This window comes from Albimonas marina (assembly GCF_029223255.1).
Lineage (GTDB): Bacteria > Pseudomonadota > Alphaproteobacteria > Rhodobacterales > Rhodobacteraceae > Albimonas.
Genome location: NZ_JARHUC010000003.1, coordinates 538,065 through 556,841, shown reverse-complemented (window position 1 = coordinate 556,841; position 18,777 = coordinate 538,065). Strand labels below are relative to the sequence as shown.

The following is an 18,777-nucleotide window of genomic DNA, read 5'->3' as shown; positions in this document are numbered from 1 at the left end:
TTCCTCCGCCCCCGATCCGCCCTAGGCTCCCCCTCGCGATCTTCCCGCGCCCTCCCCAGGAGACCCATGATGAGCGCCACCCCTCCCGTCTTCGACGGCCACAACGACGTGCTGCTGAAACTCTGGCGCGCCGAGGAGGAGGGCAAGTCGCCCGAGGATCTGTTCATCGAGGGCGCCGGCGGCCACCTGGACCTGCCCCGCATGCAGGCCGGCGGACTCGGCGGCGGCTTCTTCGCCTGCTTCGTGCCCAACGACGGCTTCTCGATGGGCTTCGGGCGGGAGGAGGGCCAGACCGGCTACGACGTCCCCCTGCCCGAGGAGCTCTCCCGCGCCCGCGCGCTCGAGGTCACCATGGCCGAGGCCGGCATCCTCCTGCGCCTCCAGGCCCGCGGCGCGCTGACCGTCGTGCGCACCGCCGCCGAGATCGAGGCCTGCCTCGCCGAGGGCCGGATCGCCGCGATCCTCCACATCGAGGGGGCCGAGGCCATCGACCCCGACTTCCGCGCCCTCGACGTGCTCGAGGCCGCGGGCCTGCGCTCCCTCGGCCCGGTCTGGAGCCGAAACAACATCTGGGGCCACGGCGCGCCGTTCCGCTTCCCCTCCTCGCCCGACGCCGGCCCAGGCCTGACCGATCTGGGCCGCGAGCTGGTACGCGAATGCGACCGCCGCCGGATCATGATCGATCTCTCCCACCTGACCGAGAAAGGCTTCTGGGACGTGGCCGAGGTCTCGAGCCGCCCCCTCGTCGCCACCCACTCCAACGCCCACGCCATCTGCCCCCACGCCCGCAACCTGACCGACCGCCAGCTCGACGCGATCCGCGAGACCGACGGGATGGTGGGCGTGAACCTCGCCACCGGCTTCCTGCGGCCCGACGGGCGCATGGCGGCGATGGAGACGCTGGACGACCTCGTCGCCCATTTCGCCTATCTGATCGAGCGGGTGGGAGAGGATCGCGTGGGCCTCGGCTCCGACTTCGACGGCGCGCGCATCCCCAGCCCCATTGGCGACGCCGCCGGCCTGCCCTCGCTGCGCACGGCGCTGACCGAGGCCGGCATGGGCGGCGCCCTGCTCGACAAGCTGTGCTGGAAGAACTGGACCCGCGTGTTGAAGGCGACCTGGGGCGCCTGAGCGCCGCCCGTCAGCGGAACGGCACCCGCCGGCGCCCCGACGCCCCCAAGCGCACCGGCCTCCTCGACCTACCGGCGCCCCGGGCTCGACCCGGGGCCTCCCGCCCGGCGCGAGCGGCATCACGAACCTGAAAGAGACTGTTTGCGCCGGCCTCGGCCGGACGGCAGCACCGTGCCCGACCGCCGCAGCGTCCCGGCGCATCGAATGCGGCGCATCGCGAGCGGCGCGTCCCGCAAACCACGGAGGCCCCGGGCCAAGCCCGGGGCGCGCGCCGGTCACATCTGTTGAGAAAAAACCTTCAGCGTCAGCCTCCGTCGGGCGGAGGCTGCGCAGGCTCAGTGCGTCTGGATCGAGGCGATCTCGTACTGGCCGCCGTCAAGCTCCCCGAACAGCTCGTGCACCTGGGGGTGCTCGACCGGGTCGCCGGTGTCGTCGGGCAGCAGGTTCTGCTCCGAGACGTAGGCGTGGTAGTAGCTCGTCTCGTTCTCGGCCAGCAGGTGATAGAAGGGCTGGTCCTTGTGGGGCCGGCTCTCCTCCGGGATCGCCTGCCACCATTCCTCGGTGTTGGAGAACTCCGGGTCCACGTCGAACACGACGCCGCGGAACGGATGGATGCGGTGACGCACCACCTGTCCGATGCAGAACTTGGCTTCGCGGTTCATGAGGCTGTGGGCCATAGGGGTCCCTGCCGTCTTCCGAGTCTCTTGGGCATGATTGTCCATCCCCAAACCTAGGAAATCGTTCACGCGCTGTCCAGAGCGGCGCCGCAGCGCAACATCGGCGCCCCCGCGGCCCGGGCCCCGCCGGGCGGCGCATCGACGGCGCGTCCGCCCCATGCTAACGCGACCTGAACAGCCCGGCCGGCCAGGCCCGTTTCCGCCGGGCGTCGCCCATGCGGGACGAGGGGACCGACGACCGATGGACATCGCAATCCAGGTGCTCGAGATCGTGGCCCCGGTGTTCCTGCTGGGGCTGGTGGGCTTCGGCTGGGTGAAGGCGGGGCACGAGTATCGCGTGGATTTCGTCACGCGCATGTGTTTCTCGATCTCGGTCCCGGCGCTGCTGTTCACCGCGCTCGCCAACGCAGAGCTCGACCCCGACGCTTTCGCCCGCCTCGCCGGCGCCTCGCTGCTGGCCTATCTCGCCGCGGGACTGGGTCTGTGGATCCTGCTGCGCCTCGCGGGCCTCTCCAGCCGCACCTGGCTCGCCCCCCTCACCTTCGGCAACACCGGCAACGTGGGTCTGCCCGTGGCCATGTTCGCCTTCGGCGACGAGGGCCTCGCCCAGGCCGCGGTGATCTTCGCGGTGATGGCCTGCCTCAGCTTCACCGTCGGCGTCTGGATCGTCTCCGGCGGCGGCTCGCCGAAGGAGGCCGCCAAGCAGCCGATCTTCTACGGCGCGGCGCTAGGCATGATCTTCGCGCTGATGGACTGGACCCTGCCGCTGTTCCTGATGCGCTCGCTGGAGCTGGCGGGGCAGATGGCGATCCCGCTGATGCTGGTGACGCTGGGCGTCTCGGTCGCGCGGCTGACGGTGAAGGGCGTGGGGCCGGCGATCGTCCTCTCGGTCCTGCGCCTCGCGGTCTGCGGGGTCGCGGGCTGGGGGGCAGCGATGGCGCTGGGCGTCGATCTCTCGGGCAGCCACGCGCTGATCCTGCAGATGATCATGCCCGTCGCCGTCACCTCCTACCTGATGGCCGAGCGCTACGCGGCCGAGCCCGAGCGGGTGGCCGGCGCCGTCGTCGTCTCGACCCTTGTCGCGGTCGCCACCATCCCGCTCACCCTGGCGCTGATGCTGCCGGACGCGGGGATGTGAACCTCGCACTTCAACGTCGGGCCGCACTGCGCTATATTCACGGCAAATAACGAGCAGACGATCAACCGACCGAAACAGGCGGACCCGACATGATGGCGCGAGTCACGGCCGCGTCGCTCCTGGCGCTGGGGATCCTTTCCGGCTGCGCGAGCGATTCCCAACCCGACAACGTCGAGAACGCCTGCGCGATCTTCGACGACCGCCCCCACTGGGAGCGGGCGATCTTCCGCGCCGAGCGGAAATGGAACGCCCCCGCCCATGTCGCGATGGCGATCATCTGGAAGGAAAGCTCCTTCCGCGACGACGCGGCGCCGCCGAAGAAATACATCCTCGGCTTCATTCCCAACGGCCGCATCTCCTCGGCCTACGGCTTCAGCCAGGCGCTGGACGGCACCTGGGACTGGTACAAGAAGGAGACCGGGAACTCCGGCGCCGACCGCGACGACTTCGACGACTCGGCGGATTTCGTGGGCTGGTACATGGCCAAGAGCAACCAGCTCGACGGCATCGACATGAACGACGCCTACAACCAGTACCTCGCCTATCACGAGGGCCACGCGGGCTTCCGCAGCGGCCGCTGGAAGTCCAAGGCCTGGCTGCGCCAGGTCGCCGCCGACGTCCACCGCAAGTCGCTGGAATTCAAGCGGCACATCGACGTCTGTACCTGAGCGCAGCCGCCGGCCGGGGCCGATCCGCCCGGCGCGATCGACGTCCAGGCGGCGAGCCCGCGCCCCGAACGCCCCCGCCGATCGGCGGCCGACAGCCCGCTTGCGAATGCGCGGGCAGGTCGCCGCCTCGCCGCGCCGGCGCCGCCCTCCCCGCTTTCGCAGGTCCTTCGTCCAAGGGCGGTCAACAATCGTGCTGCGCGTCCTGGCCCGCGCGCCGGACGCCCCTCCCCCGCCTGCGACGGCCGCGTCAGGCGATGCCGGCCTCCTTCGCCACCATCGCCGCCTGGGTGCGGTTGCGGGCGTCGAGCTTCCGGCACAGCGTCTTCACATGCAGCTTCACCGTCACCTCCTGCAGGGTCAGCTCGCGCGCGATCTCCTTGTTCGACAGGCCCCGGCACAGGCCGCCCAGCACCTGCCGCTCCCGCTCCGACAGCTTCTCCTCCAGCGGATGCATCGCCGCCTCCGGCTCGGGGGCGGTCATGAAGGCGACGGGGGCGTAGATCTCCCCCGCCAGCATGAAGCGCACCGCGTGGACCAGCGAGGCGGCGGCGACCGTCTTGGGCAGGAACCCCGCCGCGCCTGCATCCAGCGCCTGCCGCGCGATCTCCCGGCTGGCGGCGCCCGACATCAGCGCCACCGGCCGCCCGGCGTTCAGCCCCAGCGCCCGCTCGAGCCCCGCGAGCCCGTCCATCCCCGGCATCTCGTAGTCCAGCAGCACCAGGTCGAAGGGCCCCGCCGTCTCGATCCGCGCGGCGGCCTCGGGCAGGCTGTCGGCGGTCTCGACCTGCAGGTCGGGCTCGCGCGCCAGGAACGCGCTCAGCGCGTCGCGCACCAGCGCATGGTCGTCCGCGATCAGCAGGCGCATGGGCGACGCTCCCGACCGGCGCGGAGGCCGGCCTCGGCGCAAGCGGGGGGAACGGGGTTCGGGTCGGCGCCGCAACGGGCCATGTCTCGCCTCCGGCCGAAAGGGAATCAGCCGGCGCAGAAAAGCCGCTCAGGCGTTAGCTTTCGGTATCCGAGGCGCGCGAAACCGCCGGGAGGCCCAGGTCCGAGGCCTCCCTCAACCCCGCCGCGTCGACCCCGGGATAGGCCCCCGCGATCATGATCCGGGCCAGCGCCTCGTAAGCCGCGGCCCAGGCCTCGCGGGCCTGGTGGCTCAGCCCCTCGCCTAGCAGCCGCTCCAGCATCCAGATCAGCGCCTGCCCGACGGCCGCGTAATCCTCGGGCCGCACGCCGTAGTCGACATGGCGGCGGGCGAGCTCCACCACCGGCCCGCGCACGTCCTCGATCCGCTCGAGATGGTCGATCACATGGGCCAGCGTCTCGGTCAGCTTGCGCCCCTGTCCGGTCGGATCACCAGTGAACAGCGCCCGGCTGCCCGGCGAGATCTGGAACAGCCGCCCGTAGAACAGGCCCGCCGCCAGGTCGCGGGACGCGAAGACCGGGGGCCAGGTGGCCCGGATCGCCGCGATCTGCTCGTCGTTGAGGCCCATCACGCGCTCCGCGCCCGCTGTCGAGGGGGGGCAGTCTACCGCGGGTCGGCCGAGGATCGAAGCGCGAACCGACGCGTCCCGCCCGCCGTCGCTGCACCGACCGCGGAACAGGGACGCGTCCGCAAAGCACGACGCCGGGCGTGGGGGCGCCCGGCGTCGTTCCGCCGGCAGGGAACGCTCGGGCTCTGGGGTCGCCCGAAGGCGGCTGGGGGCCGCCGTGTTCCCAACCATGCAAGCGCCCCGGCAAGCTACGCGGGCGCGCAGGTCCCCGGTGTACAAGCTACCGGAATCTCATCCCGAACCGACTGGGGGACGGTGCGGGTGGACGGGGCCTGCGGGTCGGGGCGGGTCTGGGGACCGCCGCGAGCCTTGCGTCCACGATGAAAGAATTCTTTCATGTGTCAATGGCAGAGAAATCCACATTTCATGGAGAATCGATTTCGATGGCTGAAGTGAAACCCGGCGGCAACGGTGACCCCGGCCCGGACGCCTCGCTGATCCAGCGCATCCATCGAATCTACGCCTCCCTGCCCGATGGCGAGCGTCGGGCCGTGGACCTTGTGCTCGAAGGTCCGGGGGAGCTGGCGCTGTGGCCGGCGACCGAGCTGGCGGCCCGCGCCGGCGTCTCCGCGCCCACCGTCTCGCGCCTGTTCCGGCGGCTCGGCTACGCCTCCTACGACGAGGCGCGACGCGCCTCGCGCGCGCTGCGCGCCGGCGGCTCGCCGCTCTACCGCGGGGACGAGGCGGCCGGCGGGCGCGGCGCGACCGCCCCGGCGCCCGACGACGCCATCGCGCGGCACCGCGCGGCCGAGCTCTCGGCGATCGAGACGACCTTCGCGCGCCTCGATCCCCGCAAGACCGCCGCCGCAGCGCAGCGCCTGGCCACCGCGCGGCGGCTGCGCGTGGCGGGGTTCCGCAACAGCCATTTCGTGGCCGAGTACGCCCGCACCCTGTTCAGCCAGATCCGCCCCGACGTCCAGATGCTGACCTGGGCCGGCCAGACGCCCGCCGAATCGCTGGGCGACCTCGGCGCGGACGACGCGGTGCTGCTGATCGACCTGCGCCGGCGCACCACCGGCTTCCTGGCCTTCGCCGAGGCGCTGAAGGCCGCCGGCGCCGACGTCGTGGCCGTCGCCGATCCCTCCGCCCGCCCGCCCGCCGCCGCGCGCTGGACCCTCTCCTGCGCCGTGAACACCCCGCAGGCCTTCGACACCGCCTCGGGCGCCTTCGCCGTCGTCCGGCTGCTGGCGAGCGAGGCGATGCTGCGCCTGGGCCCCGCCGCGCGGCGCAGGATCGAGAAGATCGAGGCCCTGCACGAAAGCCTGTCGGACCTCGAGCGGCCGGTCGCGCGCTTCGACGACTGACCGCCCGGCCCCCGCGCGCCCTTGCGCTCGCCCTCGCCCCCGGTCTAGCGTCCGCCCGACGCGACAGGGGCGCCCCGCGGGGCTGAGACGGACCCTTCGAACCTGATCCGGCTGATACCGGCGTAGGGAGTCGCGACGGGTCCGTTCCTCGCGTTCCCGCCGCGTCCTTCCCCGCCGCAGACAGGGAAGACGACCGATGACCCAGACGCCCTCCGACCTGCGCCCCGGCGCCCGCCTCGCGGCCATGCGCGCGGGCGCGCCGCTGGTCCACAACATCACCAACTACGTCGCCATGAACGTGATGGCGAACGTGCTGCTGGCCGCCGGCGCCTCGCCCGCCATGGTCCACGCGCAGGAGGAGGCGCCGGGCTTCGCCGCAATCGCCTCGGCGCTGAGCGTCAACATCGGCACCCTTTCCCCCGCCTGGGCCGAGGCGATGGAGGCCTCGGCCGCCGCCGCCGTCGCGGCGGGCAAGCCCTGGGTCCTCGACCCCGTCGCCGTCTTCGCCTCCCCCTGGCGGACCGAGGTCTGCGCCCGGCTGGTCGCCCTGAAGCCCACCGCGATCCGCGGCAACGCCTCCGAGATCCTGGCGCTCTCGGGCGGGACCGCCGCCGGCAGCGGCGTGGACGCGGGCGACGAGGTCGCCTCCGCCGAGGCCGGCGCGCGCGCCCTCGCCCGAAGCAGCGGCGCGGTGGTGGCGGTGACCGGCCCGGTGGACCTGGTCACCGACGGCGAGCGGACGCTGCGGGTCGCGAACGGCCATCCCCTGATGCCGAAGGTCACCGCGCTGGGCTGCTCGCTGACCGGCGTGGTCGCGGCCTTCCTCGCCTCCGGCGACGACCCGCTCGCCGATGTCGCCGCCGCGCTCGCCTACTACGGCCTCGCCGGCGAGATCGCGGCCGAGGGCGCGCGCGGCCCCGGCAGCTTCGCCGTCGCCTTCGTCGACGCCCTGCACGCGATCACGCCCGGGGATCTCGACGCCCGCGCCCGGATCGAGGCGGCATGACCCGCCTCGCCTTCGATCCGCGCCTGTGCCTGGTCACCGACCCCGCCGCGCCCGGCGGCGTGGCGGCGACGGCCGTGGCCGCCGCGCGCGCCGGCGCAAGCCTGATCCAGCTTCGCGACAAGAGCGCGGACGACGACGCCCTGCTCGCCGCCGCCCGCGCGATGCGCGCGGCGCTCGCGCCCTTCCCCCATGCGCGGCTGATCGTGAACGACCGTCCCGACGTCGCGCGCGCCGCCGGCGCCCACGGCGCCCATGTCGGCCAGACCGACGCCGAGGTCGCCGAGGCCCGCCGCATCCTCGGCCCCGACGCGATCCTGGGCCTGTCGATCGAGGCGCCCGGACAGCTCGGGGGCGTGGACTGGTCCGCGATCGACTACATCGGCGCCGGCCCCGTCTTCGCCACCCCCACCAAGACCGACGCGGCGCCCGCGATCGGCTGGGACGGGCTCGCCGCCATCGCCGCGGCCTGCCCGCTGCCCACGCTCGCCATCGGGCGGCTCGACGCGGCCAACGCCCCCCTCGCCCGGCGCGCCGGCGCGGCGGGGGTGGCCGTCGTCTCCGCCATCTGCGCGGCCGAGGACCCCGAGGCCGCCGCGCGCGCCATCCTCGACGCCTGGAGCGCCGGCTGACGCCGGCCCCCGCCCCTTCCCGTTCTCCGCCGCAAGGATCCGCCCATGCCCCGCGCCGTCCCCAACGTCCTGTCCATCGCCGGCTCCGACCCCTCCGGCGGGGCGGGCATCCAGGCGGATCTCAAGGCGATCTCGGCCAACGGCGCCTACGCCATGGCCGCGATCACCGGACTGACGGTGCAGAACACCCGCGGCGTGCGCGACGTGGCGATGATGGCCCCCGCCTTCGTCGCGGCCCAAGTCGAGGCGATCTTCGACGACGTCCCCGTCGACGCGGTGAAGCTCGGCATGCTGGGCGCCCCCGACGTGGTGCAGGCGGTGGCCGAGGTGCTGGCTGCCCGCCGCCCGCCGCAAGTGGTGCTCGACCCGGTGATGGTCGCCAAGGGCGGCGCCCGCCTGCTCGCGCCCGAGGCCGAGGCCGCCCTGCGCGCCCTCCTGCCCCTCGCCGACGTGCTGACCCCCAACCTGCCCGAGGCCGCCGTCCTCCTCGGCGCCCCCGAGATCACGACCGAGGCGGAGATGGAGCCGACCGCCCGCGCCCTCCTCGCCCTCGGGCCCCGCGCGGTGCTCCTGAAGGGCGGCCACCTGCCCGGCGACGCGCCGAGCCCGGACCTGCTGGTGTGGGAGGGGGGCGCCCTGCCCCTGCCCGGGCCGCGGATCGCCACCCGCAACGCCCACGGCGCCGGCTGCACCCTGTCCTCGGCGCTGGCCGCGCAGCTCGCCCTGACCGGCGGCGACCTGCCCCGCGCCGCGCGCCTCGCCAAGGACTACGTGACCTCGGCCATGCGCGCCGCCGACGGGATCGACGCCGGCGGCGGGCACGGCCCGCTCGACCACTTCTTCGCCCTGCGGGCCTGACTGCGGCCGGCCGCCCGGACGAAAAGGGCGGCGCGCCCGCCCGGCGCGCCGCCCCGTCGATGTCTTGTGCCGCGGATCCCGCTCGCCGGGATCCGCGCGCGGGTCACTCGACCTCGCCCATCACCTGGACCTTGGCCTCGATCAGCAGCTCTTCCATCTTGGCGCGCAGCCCGTCGGTCGACAGGTTCTTCGCCTCCATGTCCGCCTTCACCTTGCGGTAGACGTCGTCGTCGCCGGCCTCCTTGAGGTCCTCGACGACGATCGAGCGGGCGTAATCCGCCGCCGCGTCGCCCTCCAGCCCCATCAGGCCGGCCGCCCACAGGCCCAGAAGCCGGTCCCGGCGGGCCTGGGCGCGAAAGCGCATCTCCTCGTCGTGGGCGTACTTGTTCTCGAACGCCTTTTCGCGATCGTCGAAGGTGGTCATCGCGGTCCTCCGCCTGTCGTCCTGCCGGGTCCCCCCCGGCGAGGCTCCAAAGATAGGCGAGCCGGGCCGGGGTTCCCATAGAAACCCTCCGACACCCGCCGGGAAGAATCCTTGCGGCAGATCAAACGAGCGACTAAAGGGCAGTCCCCGGTGCGCGGGATCCTCCCGCGCGCCCGTCTACCATTTTCCGGGGCTCCCGATGGCGCGACGCAGACTGGTCTACGAAGGCAAGGCGAAGATCCTTTACGAGGGTCCGGAGCCGGGCACGCTGATCCAGCACTTCAAGGACGACGCGACCGCCTTCAACGCCGAGAAGAAGGACGTGGTGGACGGCAAGGGGGTGCTCAACAACCGCATCTCCGAGCACATCATGACCGGCCTCAACGAGATCGGCGTGCCCACCCATTTCATCCGCCGCCTCAACATGCGCGAGCAGCTGATCCGCGCGGTCGAGATCATCCCGCTCGAGGTCGTGGTGCGCAACGTCGCCGCCGGGTCGCTGGCCAAGCGGCTGGGCCTGGAGGAGGGCATGCACCTCCCCCGCCCGATCATCGAGTTCTACTACAAGGACGACAAGCTCGGCGATCCGATGGTCACCGAGGAGCATATCGCGGCGTTCAACTGGGCCTCCCAGCAGGACATCGACGACATCATCGCGCTGGCGCTGCGCGTGAACGACTTCCTGTCGGGCATGATGCTGGGCGTCGGCATCCGCCTCGTCGACTTCAAGATCGAGTGCGGCCGCATCTACGAGGGCGACTACCAGCGCGTCATCGTCGCCGACGAGATCAGCCCCGACAGCTGCCGCCTGTGGGACGTGAAGACCGGCCAGAAGCTCGACAAGGACGTGTTCCGCCGCGACCTGGGCGACCTGGCCGACGCCTATTCCGAGGTCGCCTCGCGCCTCGGCATCATGCCGCGCCGCCAGGCCGGCAAGGCCGCGGGCCCCAAGCTGGTCCACTGATCCGGGGCCGCGCACGGCTGGTCGCGAAGCGGCGCCCCTTCGTGGGCCAGCCCTTCGGATTTCGTGATGCGGCTTGGGTTCAAACTCCCTGCAGTCATGACGCCATGCGCCACGGCTCCCGAAAAACCTTCGGGAGCCGTCCGCCTCCATCAGCGGGCTTGGCCTGTCATTCGCCATCGGCGTAGACACGCCATGGGCGACCTGGATTTCGTAGAGAGACACGATGGCTGACGCGATAAACCTGGCGTCGAAGCTCGCCACCTTCGACGAAAAGTGGTCCCCGCGCACGGTCGCGTCGTTCAACGGCCACGACGTGATGGTCGTCAAGGTGGAGGGGGAATTCACGTGGCACTCCCATGCCGACACGGATGATTTCTTCCTTGTCCTTTCCGGCGAGATCGACATCCAGCTCAGAGACGACACGGTGACCTTGAAAACCGGAGAGATGTTCGTCGTTCCCAAGGGCGTCGAGCATTGCCCAGTCGCCCGAGAGGAAGCGCACCTGCTGCTCATCGAACCCACGGGCACGCCCAACACCGGGAACGCCGAAACGGCCGCCGAGCGCAGAACCATCTGAGCCTCCGGGCGCCCTGAGCTCCAGGCGCCCCCTGCGCTCCGAGCCTCGGCGTCATCCACCTGCACCCGTTGGCGAGAAGGGCTGGCCTCCTCTCGCGCCGGTGTGAAAGCGGCTCGCGCGCAGACGCACCGGCCGCTTCCCCTTCCGAGATCCCGGACCGAGATCCCATGACGCTCCGCACCCTCGCAGCCGCCGTCCTCGCCGCGATCCTCGTGATCGCCATCGCGGCCGCCGCCTGGACGGGTCTGCGCCGCGCCGGGGGGCCGGAGTTCCAGCCGTTCGCAAGCTACCCCGGCTTCCGCATCCTCGCCTCCGGCTCCGGCGGCGCCTCGGGCGCCGGGGCTGCGCTGATCGGACTGGGCGAGGACGACCGCCCCGCCGCGCCCTCCCCGGCCGAGCTCTGCGGCCTGATCTGGTCCGCGCCCGGCGTCCCCGCCCAGGGCCCCGCCGACGCCCACGACCGCGTCGCCGTCTTCTCCGACGCCAACTGCCCCTGGTGCCGCCGCCTCGACGAGATCGTGGTCGAGCTCGCGCAGGACCGGCCCGACCTGCGCCTCGTCCACCACGAGTGGGCGGTGCTGGGCGAAGGCTCGCGCCTCGCCGCCCGCGCCACGCTCGCCGCCAACGAACAGGGCGCGGCCGAGCCGATGCGCCGCCGCCTCCTCGCCGCCCGCTTCGTGATCACGCCGGCCTATGTCGCGCAGCTCGCCGTCTCGCTGGGCCTCGACCCCGACCGCCTCGCCCGCGACATGGCCTCCCGCCGCGTCGACGCCGCCCTCGCCGCCACCCATCGCGCGGCCGGGGCGCTGGGTTTCGCCGGCACGCCGGTGGTGGTGGTCGGCGGAACCGTCGCCGTCGGCGCCGTCTCCCGCGCCGACCTCGACCGCCTGCTGGCGCTGGAAGCCGAACGGCCCGACGCGCCCTGCCGCTGAGGCCGGCCCCGCGACGGAGACGGCCGGGCGGGGCGACGCGGCCGCGCAGCGGACGCGAGGGCCGCCCGCGCCGGCCCGCCGCGACCGCCCGCCCGCTTGCCCCCTCGTCCATTCCGCGCTATCCGCGCGACGAAATTCCCCCAACGGCCCCGGGAGACCCGCCATGAAGGCCCGCGTCCACGTCTCGCTGAAAACCGGCGTGCTCGATCCGCAGGGCGAGGCGATCCGCCACGCGCTCGGGACCCTCGGCTTCGAGGGCGTCGAAGGCGTCCGCCAGGGCAAGCTGATCGAGCTCGAGCTCGCCCAGACCGATCCCGCCGCCGCCGAGGCCGAGGTGAAGAAGATGTGCGAGGCGCTGCTGGCGAACCCCGTCATCGAATCCTACACGATCGAGATCGCCTGATGCGCGCCGCGGTCATCGTCTTCCCCGGCTCCAACTGCGACCGGGACATGCAGGTGGCCCTTCAGGCGGTCGCCTCCGCGCCGGTCGAGATGGTCTGGCACAAGGACACCAGCCTTCCCAAGGGGCTGGACCTGGTGGCCCTGCCCGGCGGCTTCTCCTTCGGCGATCACCTGCGCTGCGGCGCCATCGCCGGCAAGTCGCCGATCATGCGCGCCGTCTCCGACTTCGCCCATGCCGGCGGCCACGTGCTGGGCGTCTGCAACGGCTTCCAGATCCTGACCGAGACCGGCCTGCTGCCCGGCGCCCTGCTGCGCAACGGCAATCTCAAGTTCCTCTGCAAGCCCGTCGCGCTGACGGTGAAGACCTCGGCCAGCCCCTTCACCTCCGCCTGGAACGCCGGCGACAAGGCGATGATCCCCATCGCCCATCACGACGGCGCCTACGTGGCCGACCCAGAGACGCTGAAGGCGCTCGAGGGCGAGGACCGCGTCGCCTTCACCTACGCCGACGGCGCCCCGAACGGCGCGGTGCACGACATCGCCGGCGTCCTCTCCGAGAACCGCCGCGTGCTGGGCATGATGCCCCACCCCGAGCGGGCGGTGGACGCGGCCCATGGCGGGACCGACGGCGCGCCGCTGTTCCGCAGCCTCGCGGACGCGCTCGTCTCGGCCTGAAGCGCCCGCGACTCGGGCCTTGCGCATCGACCCCGAAGGCGCCGCTGACCAGCGGCGCCTTTCGCATTTCAGGGTCCTCGTCGCCGCTACCCTCCTTCCGGAAAACCCCGCCGAACGCCGCGCTGCAGGGCGGCTCGGAGGCCCGCCGCGCATGCCCGCCGCGGCCTCCGCTCACGTCATCGCAAAAACCTGTCCGCCCCCTCTTGCCACCCCCTGCGCGCCCGGCTACACCCCGCCTCGTCGAGCGGGCTATAGCGCAGTCTGGTAGCGCGTCCGTCTGGGGGACGGGAGGTCGTAGGTTCGAATCCTGCTAGCCCGACCAATCGAGCGCCAGCCGGCAACGGCTGGCGCTCTTCGCATGCGGCCCCCGGTTCCAACCCGGCGCGGCCGACAGCGAGGGGAGGGAGAGCCATGACCGAGGCCGCGCAGCCCGAGACGGGGACTGAGCGCCCCGGCGTCCTGCCCTCCCAGGCCCTCCGCGCCCTGATCGCCGAAGGCCGCATCGCCGCCGACGCCCCGATCCCGCCCGCGCAGATCCAGCCCGCCAGCCTCGACCTGCGCCTCGGCGACGTCGCCCACCGCGTCCGCGCCTCGTTCCTCGCCGGCGGCGACACGACGGTGGCCGAGCGGCTCGACCGCTTCACGATGCACACCATCGACCTCAGCCCGGGCGCCGCGCTGGAGAAGGGCTGCGTCTACGTGATCCCGCTGCAGGAGCGGCTGGACCTGCCCGCCGACGTCTCGGCCGCGGCCAACGCCAAGTCCTCCACCGGCCGGCTCGACCTGCTGACCCGCCTGATCACCGACCGGGGCGAGGAATTCGACCGCGTCGACCCCGGCTATTCCGGCCCGCTCTACGCCGAGATCAGCCCCCGCAGCTTCTCGGTCCTCGTGCGTCCCGGCATGCGCCTCAACCAGATCCGCTTCCGGCGCGGCTCGGCCCCCTTCTCCGACGACGACCTGCGCGCGCTGCATGCGCGCGAGCCGCTGGTGGACGTCGAGCCGATCATCGACCACGGCCTCGCCTTCTCGGTCGACCTCACGCCCCGCGGCGACCAGCCCGTGGGCTGGCGCGCCAAGCCCCATACCGGCCTGATCGACCTCGACCGCATCGCCGCCTACGACCCCGCCGAGTTCTGGGAGCCGCTGTTCCCCGCCCCCCAGGGCGGCCTGATCCTCGACCCCGGCGCCTTCTACATCCTGGTCAGCCGCGAATCCGTGGCCATCCCGCCGATGTACGCGGCCGAGATGCAGCCCTACCTCGCCATGGCCGGAGAGTTCCGCGTCCACTACGCGGGCTTCTTCGACCCCGGCTTCGGCCACGCCTCGGCCCACGGCGCCGGCTCCCGCGGGGTGCTGGAAGTGCGCTGCTACGAGGCGCCCTTCGCGCTCGAACACGGCCAGGTGGTCGGCCGCCTGGTCTACGAGCCGATGACCGAGGCGCCCGACGTCCTCTACGGCGCCGACCTCGCCTCGAACTACCAGGGCCAGGGCCTGAAGCTCGCCAAGCAGTTCCGCGCCCCCTGAACGCCCGCTGAAGCGTCTGCGCGCCGCTTGACGTTACGTCTTGCCTGCGCGACCGGGTGTCATCCAAACTTCACGCCCCGCGCCGCGACGCTCTGCTATCGGAGCGCCGAAGCAATCCGACGAAGGAGAGGGGACATGCTCCGCAACACCGCCGCCGTGGCGCTCGCGCTCGCCGCCGCGCTGCCCGCCGCCGCCCAGGACCTCGTCCAGTCCGGCAGCCAGTGGTTCACCGACGCCCAGGCCGTGATCGAGGCGCGCAAGGCCGCGACCCCCATCACCGGCAAGGCGAAGAACGTGATCCTCTTCGTCGCCGACGGCAACGGCGTGGGCACCAACTACGCCATCCGCGTCTTCGACGGCCAGCAGAAGGGCATGCTGGGCGAGGAGAACGTCCTCCCCTACGAGGCGTTCCCCAACGTGGCCCTGGTGAAGACCTACAACATCAACGCCCAGACGCCCGACTCGGCCCCCACCGCGGGCGCGCTGAACACCGGCGTGAAGCAGCGCTTCAACCTGATCAACCTCGGCGAGAACGCGATCACCAAGGACTGCTCGACCGAGGCGGCCAACAAGCTGACCACCTTCGCCGAGATCTCCGAGGGCATGGGCAAGTCGGTCGGCATCGTCTCGACCGCGCGCCTCACCCACGCGACCCCCGCCGCCGTCTACGCCAAGACCGCCTACCGCAATTGGGAGGCCGAGGCGCCCGAGGGCTGCACCGACATCGCCGCCCAGATGATCGAGGCGATGAAGTCCGGCCTGCTCGACGTGGCGCTCGGCGGCGGCCGCCGCAACTTCCACGGCGAGGAGCAGCTCGACGGCGACGGCAAGGGCGGCAAGCGCAAGGACGGCGTCGACCTGATCGCCGCCGCGCAGGAGGCCGGCGCCCAGTACGCCTGGAACACCGAGACCGCGCAGGCCCTCAAGCTCGACGGCTCCGCCCCGATCCTCGGCCTCTTCGGCGCCTCGCACATGAAGTACGAGCATGACCGCCCCGAGGACGAGGTCGGCCTCGTCGACATGACCCGCATGGCGATCGAGGCGCTGTCGACGAACGAGAACGGCTATTACCTCGAGATCGAAGCCGGCCGCGTCGACCACGCCAACCACGACGGCAACCTCTACCGCACCCTGACCGACGGCGTCGCCTTCGCCCAGGCCGTGGCGCTGGCCGACGAGCTGACCGACGACCAGGACACCCTGATCATCGTCACCGCCGACCACGAGCACGCCATCGCCTTCAACGGCTACTGCGGCCGCGGCACCCCGATCCAGGGCCTGTGCTACGACGTCGACAACGAGGGCGTGAAGCACTCGGACGAGCTGGTCACCGCCGACGACGGCAAGCCCTACCCGGTGGTCGGCTACCTCAACGGCCCCGGCTCGGTCCTCAAGAAGCAGGAGGACGGCTCCTACTCCGGCGAGCGCGCCGCGCTGACCCAGGAGCAGGCGACGGACCCCGACTTCCTCCAGCAGGCCCTGCTGCCGAAGTCGTCCGAGACCCACTCGGGCGAGGACGTCATCGCCTTCGCCAAGGGCCCCTGGGCGCACCTGCTGGGCGGCGTCATCGAGCAGAACGTGATCTTCCACGTGATGCTGGCCGCCTCGACCGCCGAGTGAACCGACCCGCGGAGGGCGCGACGCCCTCCGCCGCCCATCCCGCAGGGGCCCGCTCGCCCGGGCCCCCGCCGCCGTTCCGGGCCCGCACGCCGCGGGCCGCCCTCGACCCACGCGACGCCCCCGCCTGCGCCGGGGCTCCGCCGCGGATACGGGAGACCGTGATGTCCAAGCCCCTTCCGCCCGTCCGCCGAGACCTGCTGCGCGCCGCCCCGCTCCTCGCCGCCGCGCCCCTCCTGCTGCGCGCCCCCGCGGCGCGCGCGGACGTGCCCACCGTCCGCCTGCGCGACCTCTATGAGAAGGACCTCTCCTTCTCCCCCTTCGCCCGCGACCATGAAGGCGAGCGCGTCAGGATCGAGGGCTTCATGGCCCCGCCCCTGAAGGCGGAGAGCACCTTCTTCGTGCTCACCAACCGCCCCCTCGCCGTCTGCCCCTTCTGCGAATCCGAGGCCGAGTGGCCCGACGACATCCTCGCCGTCCTCACCCGCCGGGTGTTCGACGTCGTGCCCTTCAACGTGAAGATCGCGGTTTCCGGCCGCCTGTCGCTGGGCACGCGGACCGACCCCGAGACCGGCTTCGTCTCCCGCGTCCGCGTCGAAGAGGCGGAGATCGAGCGGGCATGAAGCTCGCCCCCGTCGAGGCCCCGGCCGGATCCACCGCCCCCGACCTGCGGATCGAGGGGCTGGTGGTCCGCACGCCCGAGGGCCGCACGATCCTGTCGGTCGAGCGTCTGCACGTGCCCGCCGGCGCGACGCTCGGCATCCAGGGGCCGTCGGGCGCGGGCAAGTCGACGCTGCTGCACGCGATCTCCGGCCTGATCCCGGTCTCCGCCGGCCGGGTGATGTGGGGCGGGACCGACCTCGCCGCCCTGCCCGAGGCCGCCCGCGACGCCTTCCGTCGCCGCGCCCTGGGCCTGATCTTCCAGGACTTCCTGCTGCTCGAAGAGCTCTCCCCCCTCGACAACGCCGCCGTCGCCGCCGCCTGGGCGCCGCGGGCCGAGCGCGCCGCGATCCGCGCCCGCGCGGCGGAGCTCCTTTCTCGCTTCGGCGCCCCCATCGCCGCGCGCTCCGTCTCCGGCCTCTCGGGCGGCGAGCGTCAGCGGATCGCCGCGGCCCGGGCGCTCGCCCGCGACCCCGCCGCGATCCTGGCCGACGAGCCGACGGCGAGCCTCGACCGGGAGAACGCCGACCGCCTGGTCGCGGATCTTCTCGCCGCCGCGCGGGAGCGGGGCCGCACGGTGATCGCCGTCAGCCACGACGCCGCGATGATGGCGGCCATGGACCGGGTCGTGCAGGTGGTCGACGGACAGGTGCGCCAGTGATCGCCGATCTCGCCTCCGACCTCTGGCGCGCGCTGCCCAACGCGGCGCAGGACCTCGCCCTCACGCTGGCGCTGCTGGCCCCCGCGGCCCTGCTCGCGCTCCTCGCCCTGCGCGGCCAGGCGCCCTGGCCGCTCGCCCGCGCGCTGCTGCTGCGCTTCCGCTGGACGAACCTGCTGTTCGTGGCGCTCATGGCCCTCTCGGTCGGCCTCGGCGGCGCGCTGCTGAGCCAGGAGCGCGCCCTGCGCCAGGCCGCCGCCCGCGTCGCCGACCCGTTCGACGTGATCGTGGCGGCGCCGGGCGACGAGATCCGCGTCCTCCTCTCGACCGTCTACCTCCAGCCCGCCGCCGCCCTGCCCCTGCTCGGCGCCGACGCCCTGCGCGCGATCCAGGAGGATCCCCGCGTCTCCCTCGCCGCCCCCGTCGCCTTCGGCGACAGCCACGAGGGCGCCCCCATCGTCGGAACCACCGCCGCCTTCGTCGAGCGCCTCTCCGGCCCCTTCGCCGAGGGGCGCCCCTGGGCCGAGCACGACGAGGCCGTCGTGGGCGCCTACGCTGCGGTCCGCCTCGGCGACGCGCTCGAACCCGCCCATGGCGCGGGCGACGGCGCCGACGCGCATGCCCACGAGGGCCACGCCCTCCATGTCGTCGGCCGCATGGCCCCGACAGGCGGCCCCTGGGACCGCGCCATCCTCGTGCCCATCGAGGCGCTGTGGGAGATGCACGGCCTCGCCCCCGGCCACGCGCCCGAGCGGGCCGAGCTGCTCGGCCCCCCCTTCGACCCGGCCTTCTTCCCCGGAGCCCCCGCCTTCGTCCTGTCCGGCGCGACGCTGGCCGACGCCTACGCGATCCGCGCGCGCCACGACCGCGACGGCGCCATGGCCTTCTTCCCCGGCGCCACGCTCGCGCGCCTGCACTCGGTGCTGGGCGACGTGCGCGAGGCGATGTCGCTGATGGCGATCCTCACCCAGGCGCTGGCCGCCGCGGGGGTGCTGGCGGGGCTGGTGGCTCTCGCCCGCCTCTTCGCGCGCCGCTTCGCCCTGCTGCGGGCGATGGGCGCGCCGCGACGCTTCGTGCTGGGGGTGGTCTGGCTCTACGCCGCCTGCCTGCTGGGGGCGGGCTGCCTCGGCGGCCTCGCGCTCGGCTGGGCCTCGGCGGGGCTGGTCTCGGCGGCGGTCTCGGCGCGCACGGGCATGGCGGTCGCGGCCTCGCTCGGCTGGCCCGAGGTGCAGCTCGCCGCCGCGGCCTTCACGCTCGCCTCGATCCTGGCCCTCGCCCCCGCCGTCGCCGCCTACCGACGCGCCCCGGTCGAGGATCTGCGCGCCGGCTGAGCCCCGAACGGCCACGGGCGGGTGACGCCCCACGCGCCGCCCGCCC

At 73.0% G+C, this 18,777-nt stretch carries 21 protein-coding genes, 1 tRNA gene and 1 riboswitch; of the genes, 18 read left to right on the top strand and 4 right to left on the bottom strand.

Translation table 11 applies throughout. The features are described from left to right. Positions 1 to 69 precede the first annotated feature (69 nt). Entirely contained in the window at positions 70 to 1,131 is a 1,062-nt protein-coding gene (locus P2H44_RS10200) for a dipeptidase (protein ID WP_345798989.1), read from the top strand. 335 nt (positions 1,132 to 1,466) lie between these two features. Here P2H44_RS10200 and hspQ read toward each other — a convergent pair whose 3' ends face one another. Then, the gene (gene hspQ / locus P2H44_RS10195; protein ID WP_275763411.1) at positions 1,467 to 1,808 is read right to left on the bottom strand and encodes a heat shock protein HspQ; all 342 of its coding nucleotides are present in this window, start codon (positions 1,806 to 1,808) and stop codon (positions 1,467 to 1,469) included. A gap of 241 nt (positions 1,809 to 2,049) precedes the next feature. Between hspQ and P2H44_RS10190 the strand changes: the two genes are divergently transcribed. Together P2H44_RS10190 and P2H44_RS10185 are read left to right on the top strand one after the other, a co-directional pair. Next, positions 2,050 to 2,946 (top strand): AEC family transporter, encoded by an 897-nt coding sequence (locus tag P2H44_RS10190; protein ID WP_275763410.1) that lies wholly within the window; start codon positions 2,050 to 2,052, stop codon positions 2,944 to 2,946. 89 nt (positions 2,947 to 3,035) lie between these two features. Further along, on the top strand, positions 3,036 to 3,614 hold the full coding sequence (locus tag P2H44_RS10185) for a transglycosylase SLT domain-containing protein (protein WP_275763409.1): 579 nt from the start codon (positions 3,036 to 3,038) through the stop codon (positions 3,612 to 3,614). 247 nt (positions 3,615 to 3,861) lie between these two features. Here the strand turns inward: P2H44_RS10185 and P2H44_RS10180 are convergent, their stop codons facing one another. Further along, a complete protein-coding gene (locus P2H44_RS10180) occupies positions 3,862 to 4,479 on the bottom strand; it encodes a response regulator transcription factor (protein WP_275763408.1) in 618 nt (205 codons plus the stop codon). Positions 4,480 to 4,615: 136 nt separating this feature from the next. Continuing rightward, positions 4,616 to 5,107, bottom strand: a complete 492-nt coding sequence (locus tag P2H44_RS10175) for a globin domain-containing protein (protein WP_275763407.1) — start codon at positions 5,105 to 5,107, stop codon at positions 4,616 to 4,618. Positions 5,108 to 5,550: 443 nt separating this feature from the next. Here P2H44_RS10175 and P2H44_RS10170 point away from each other — a divergent pair, with 443 nt between their 5' ends. The 4 genes from P2H44_RS10170 to thiD all read left to right on the top strand — a co-directional run bounded on the left by P2H44_RS10170 (position 5,551) and on the right by thiD (position 8,964). Further along, positions 5,551 to 6,471 (top strand): MurR/RpiR family transcriptional regulator, encoded by a 921-nt coding sequence (locus P2H44_RS10170; protein WP_275763406.1) that lies wholly within the window; start codon positions 5,551 to 5,553, stop codon positions 6,469 to 6,471. A 55-nt stretch (positions 6,472 to 6,526) separates the two neighbouring features. After that, a riboswitch (TPP riboswitch) is annotated at positions 6,527 to 6,617 on the top strand. Between the two features lie 50 nt (positions 6,618 to 6,667). Then, positions 6,668 to 7,477 (top strand): hydroxyethylthiazole kinase, encoded by an 810-nt coding sequence (gene thiM, locus P2H44_RS10165; RefSeq protein WP_275763405.1) that lies wholly within the window; start codon positions 6,668 to 6,670, stop codon positions 7,475 to 7,477. Then, on the top strand, positions 7,474 to 8,106 hold the full coding sequence (gene thiE, locus P2H44_RS10160; protein WP_275763404.1) for a thiamine phosphate synthase: 633 nt from the start codon (positions 7,474 to 7,476) through the stop codon (positions 8,104 to 8,106). The genes thiM and thiE overlap by 4 nt, the downstream gene beginning before the upstream one ends. Positions 8,107 to 8,151: 45 nt before the next feature. Continuing rightward, positions 8,152 to 8,964 (top strand): bifunctional hydroxymethylpyrimidine kinase/phosphomethylpyrimidine kinase, encoded by an 813-nt coding sequence (gene thiD / locus P2H44_RS10155; protein ID WP_275763403.1) that lies wholly within the window; start codon positions 8,152 to 8,154, stop codon positions 8,962 to 8,964. 103 nt (positions 8,965 to 9,067) lie between these two features. Here thiD and P2H44_RS10150 read toward each other — a convergent pair whose 3' ends face one another. Then, a complete protein-coding gene (locus P2H44_RS10150; RefSeq protein WP_275763402.1) occupies positions 9,068 to 9,388 on the bottom strand; it encodes a DUF1476 domain-containing protein in 321 nt (106 codons plus the stop codon). A gap of 199 nt (positions 9,389 to 9,587) precedes the next feature. Here P2H44_RS10150 and purC point away from each other — a divergent pair, with 199 nt between their 5' ends. The 11 genes from purC to P2H44_RS10095 all read left to right on the top strand — a co-directional run bounded on the left by purC (position 9,588) and on the right by P2H44_RS10095 (position 18,731). Next, positions 9,588 to 10,352: a phosphoribosylaminoimidazolesuccinocarboxamide synthase gene (gene purC, locus P2H44_RS10145; RefSeq protein ID WP_275763401.1), complete on the top strand. Its 765-nt coding sequence runs from the start codon at positions 9,588 to 9,590 to the stop codon at positions 10,350 to 10,352. 223 nt (positions 10,353 to 10,575) lie between these two features. After that, complete coding sequence (locus tag P2H44_RS10140) at positions 10,576 to 10,929, top strand: cupin domain-containing protein (RefSeq protein ID WP_275763400.1); 354 nt, start codon at positions 10,576 to 10,578, stop codon at positions 10,927 to 10,929. Between the two features lie 167 nt (positions 10,930 to 11,096). Next, a complete protein-coding gene (locus tag P2H44_RS10135) occupies positions 11,097 to 11,861 on the top strand; it encodes a DsbA family protein (protein WP_275763399.1) in 765 nt (254 codons plus the stop codon). A gap of 163 nt (positions 11,862 to 12,024) precedes the next feature. Further along, a complete protein-coding gene (purS, locus tag P2H44_RS10130; RefSeq protein ID WP_275763398.1) occupies positions 12,025 to 12,264 on the top strand; it encodes a phosphoribosylformylglycinamidine synthase subunit PurS in 240 nt (79 codons plus the stop codon). Further along, complete coding sequence (purQ, locus tag P2H44_RS10125) at positions 12,264 to 12,938, top strand: phosphoribosylformylglycinamidine synthase subunit PurQ (protein ID WP_275763397.1); 675 nt, start codon at positions 12,264 to 12,266, stop codon at positions 12,936 to 12,938. The genes purS and purQ overlap by 1 nt, the downstream gene beginning before the upstream one ends. Positions 12,939 to 13,183: 245 nt before the next feature. Next, positions 13,184 to 13,260, top strand: a tRNA-Pro gene (locus P2H44_RS10120). An 89-nt stretch (positions 13,261 to 13,349) separates the two neighbouring features. Beyond that, a complete protein-coding gene (locus P2H44_RS10115; protein WP_275763396.1) occupies positions 13,350 to 14,465 on the top strand; it encodes a 2'-deoxycytidine 5'-triphosphate deaminase in 1,116 nt (371 codons plus the stop codon). 135 nt (positions 14,466 to 14,600) lie between these two features. Beyond that, complete coding sequence (locus P2H44_RS10110) at positions 14,601 to 16,085, top strand: alkaline phosphatase (protein WP_275763395.1); 1,485 nt, start codon at positions 14,601 to 14,603, stop codon at positions 16,083 to 16,085. A 161-nt stretch (positions 16,086 to 16,246) separates the two neighbouring features. Continuing rightward, positions 16,247 to 16,705, top strand: a complete 459-nt coding sequence (locus P2H44_RS10105; protein WP_275763394.1) for a hypothetical protein — start codon at positions 16,247 to 16,249, stop codon at positions 16,703 to 16,705. Beyond that, positions 16,702 to 17,403 carry an ATP-binding cassette domain-containing protein gene (locus P2H44_RS10100; protein WP_275763392.1) on the top strand — a complete coding sequence of 234 codons (702 nt, stop codon included), beginning with the start codon at positions 16,702 to 16,704 and terminating at the stop codon, positions 17,401 to 17,403. Before P2H44_RS10105 ends, P2H44_RS10100 begins: the two co-directional genes overlap by 4 nt. Next, positions 17,400 to 18,731: an FtsX-like permease family protein gene (locus P2H44_RS10095; RefSeq protein ID WP_275763391.1), complete on the top strand. Its 1,332-nt coding sequence runs from the start codon at positions 17,400 to 17,402 to the stop codon at positions 18,729 to 18,731. The genes P2H44_RS10100 and P2H44_RS10095 overlap by 4 nt, the downstream gene beginning before the upstream one ends. Positions 18,732 to 18,777: the final 46 nt, after the last annotated feature.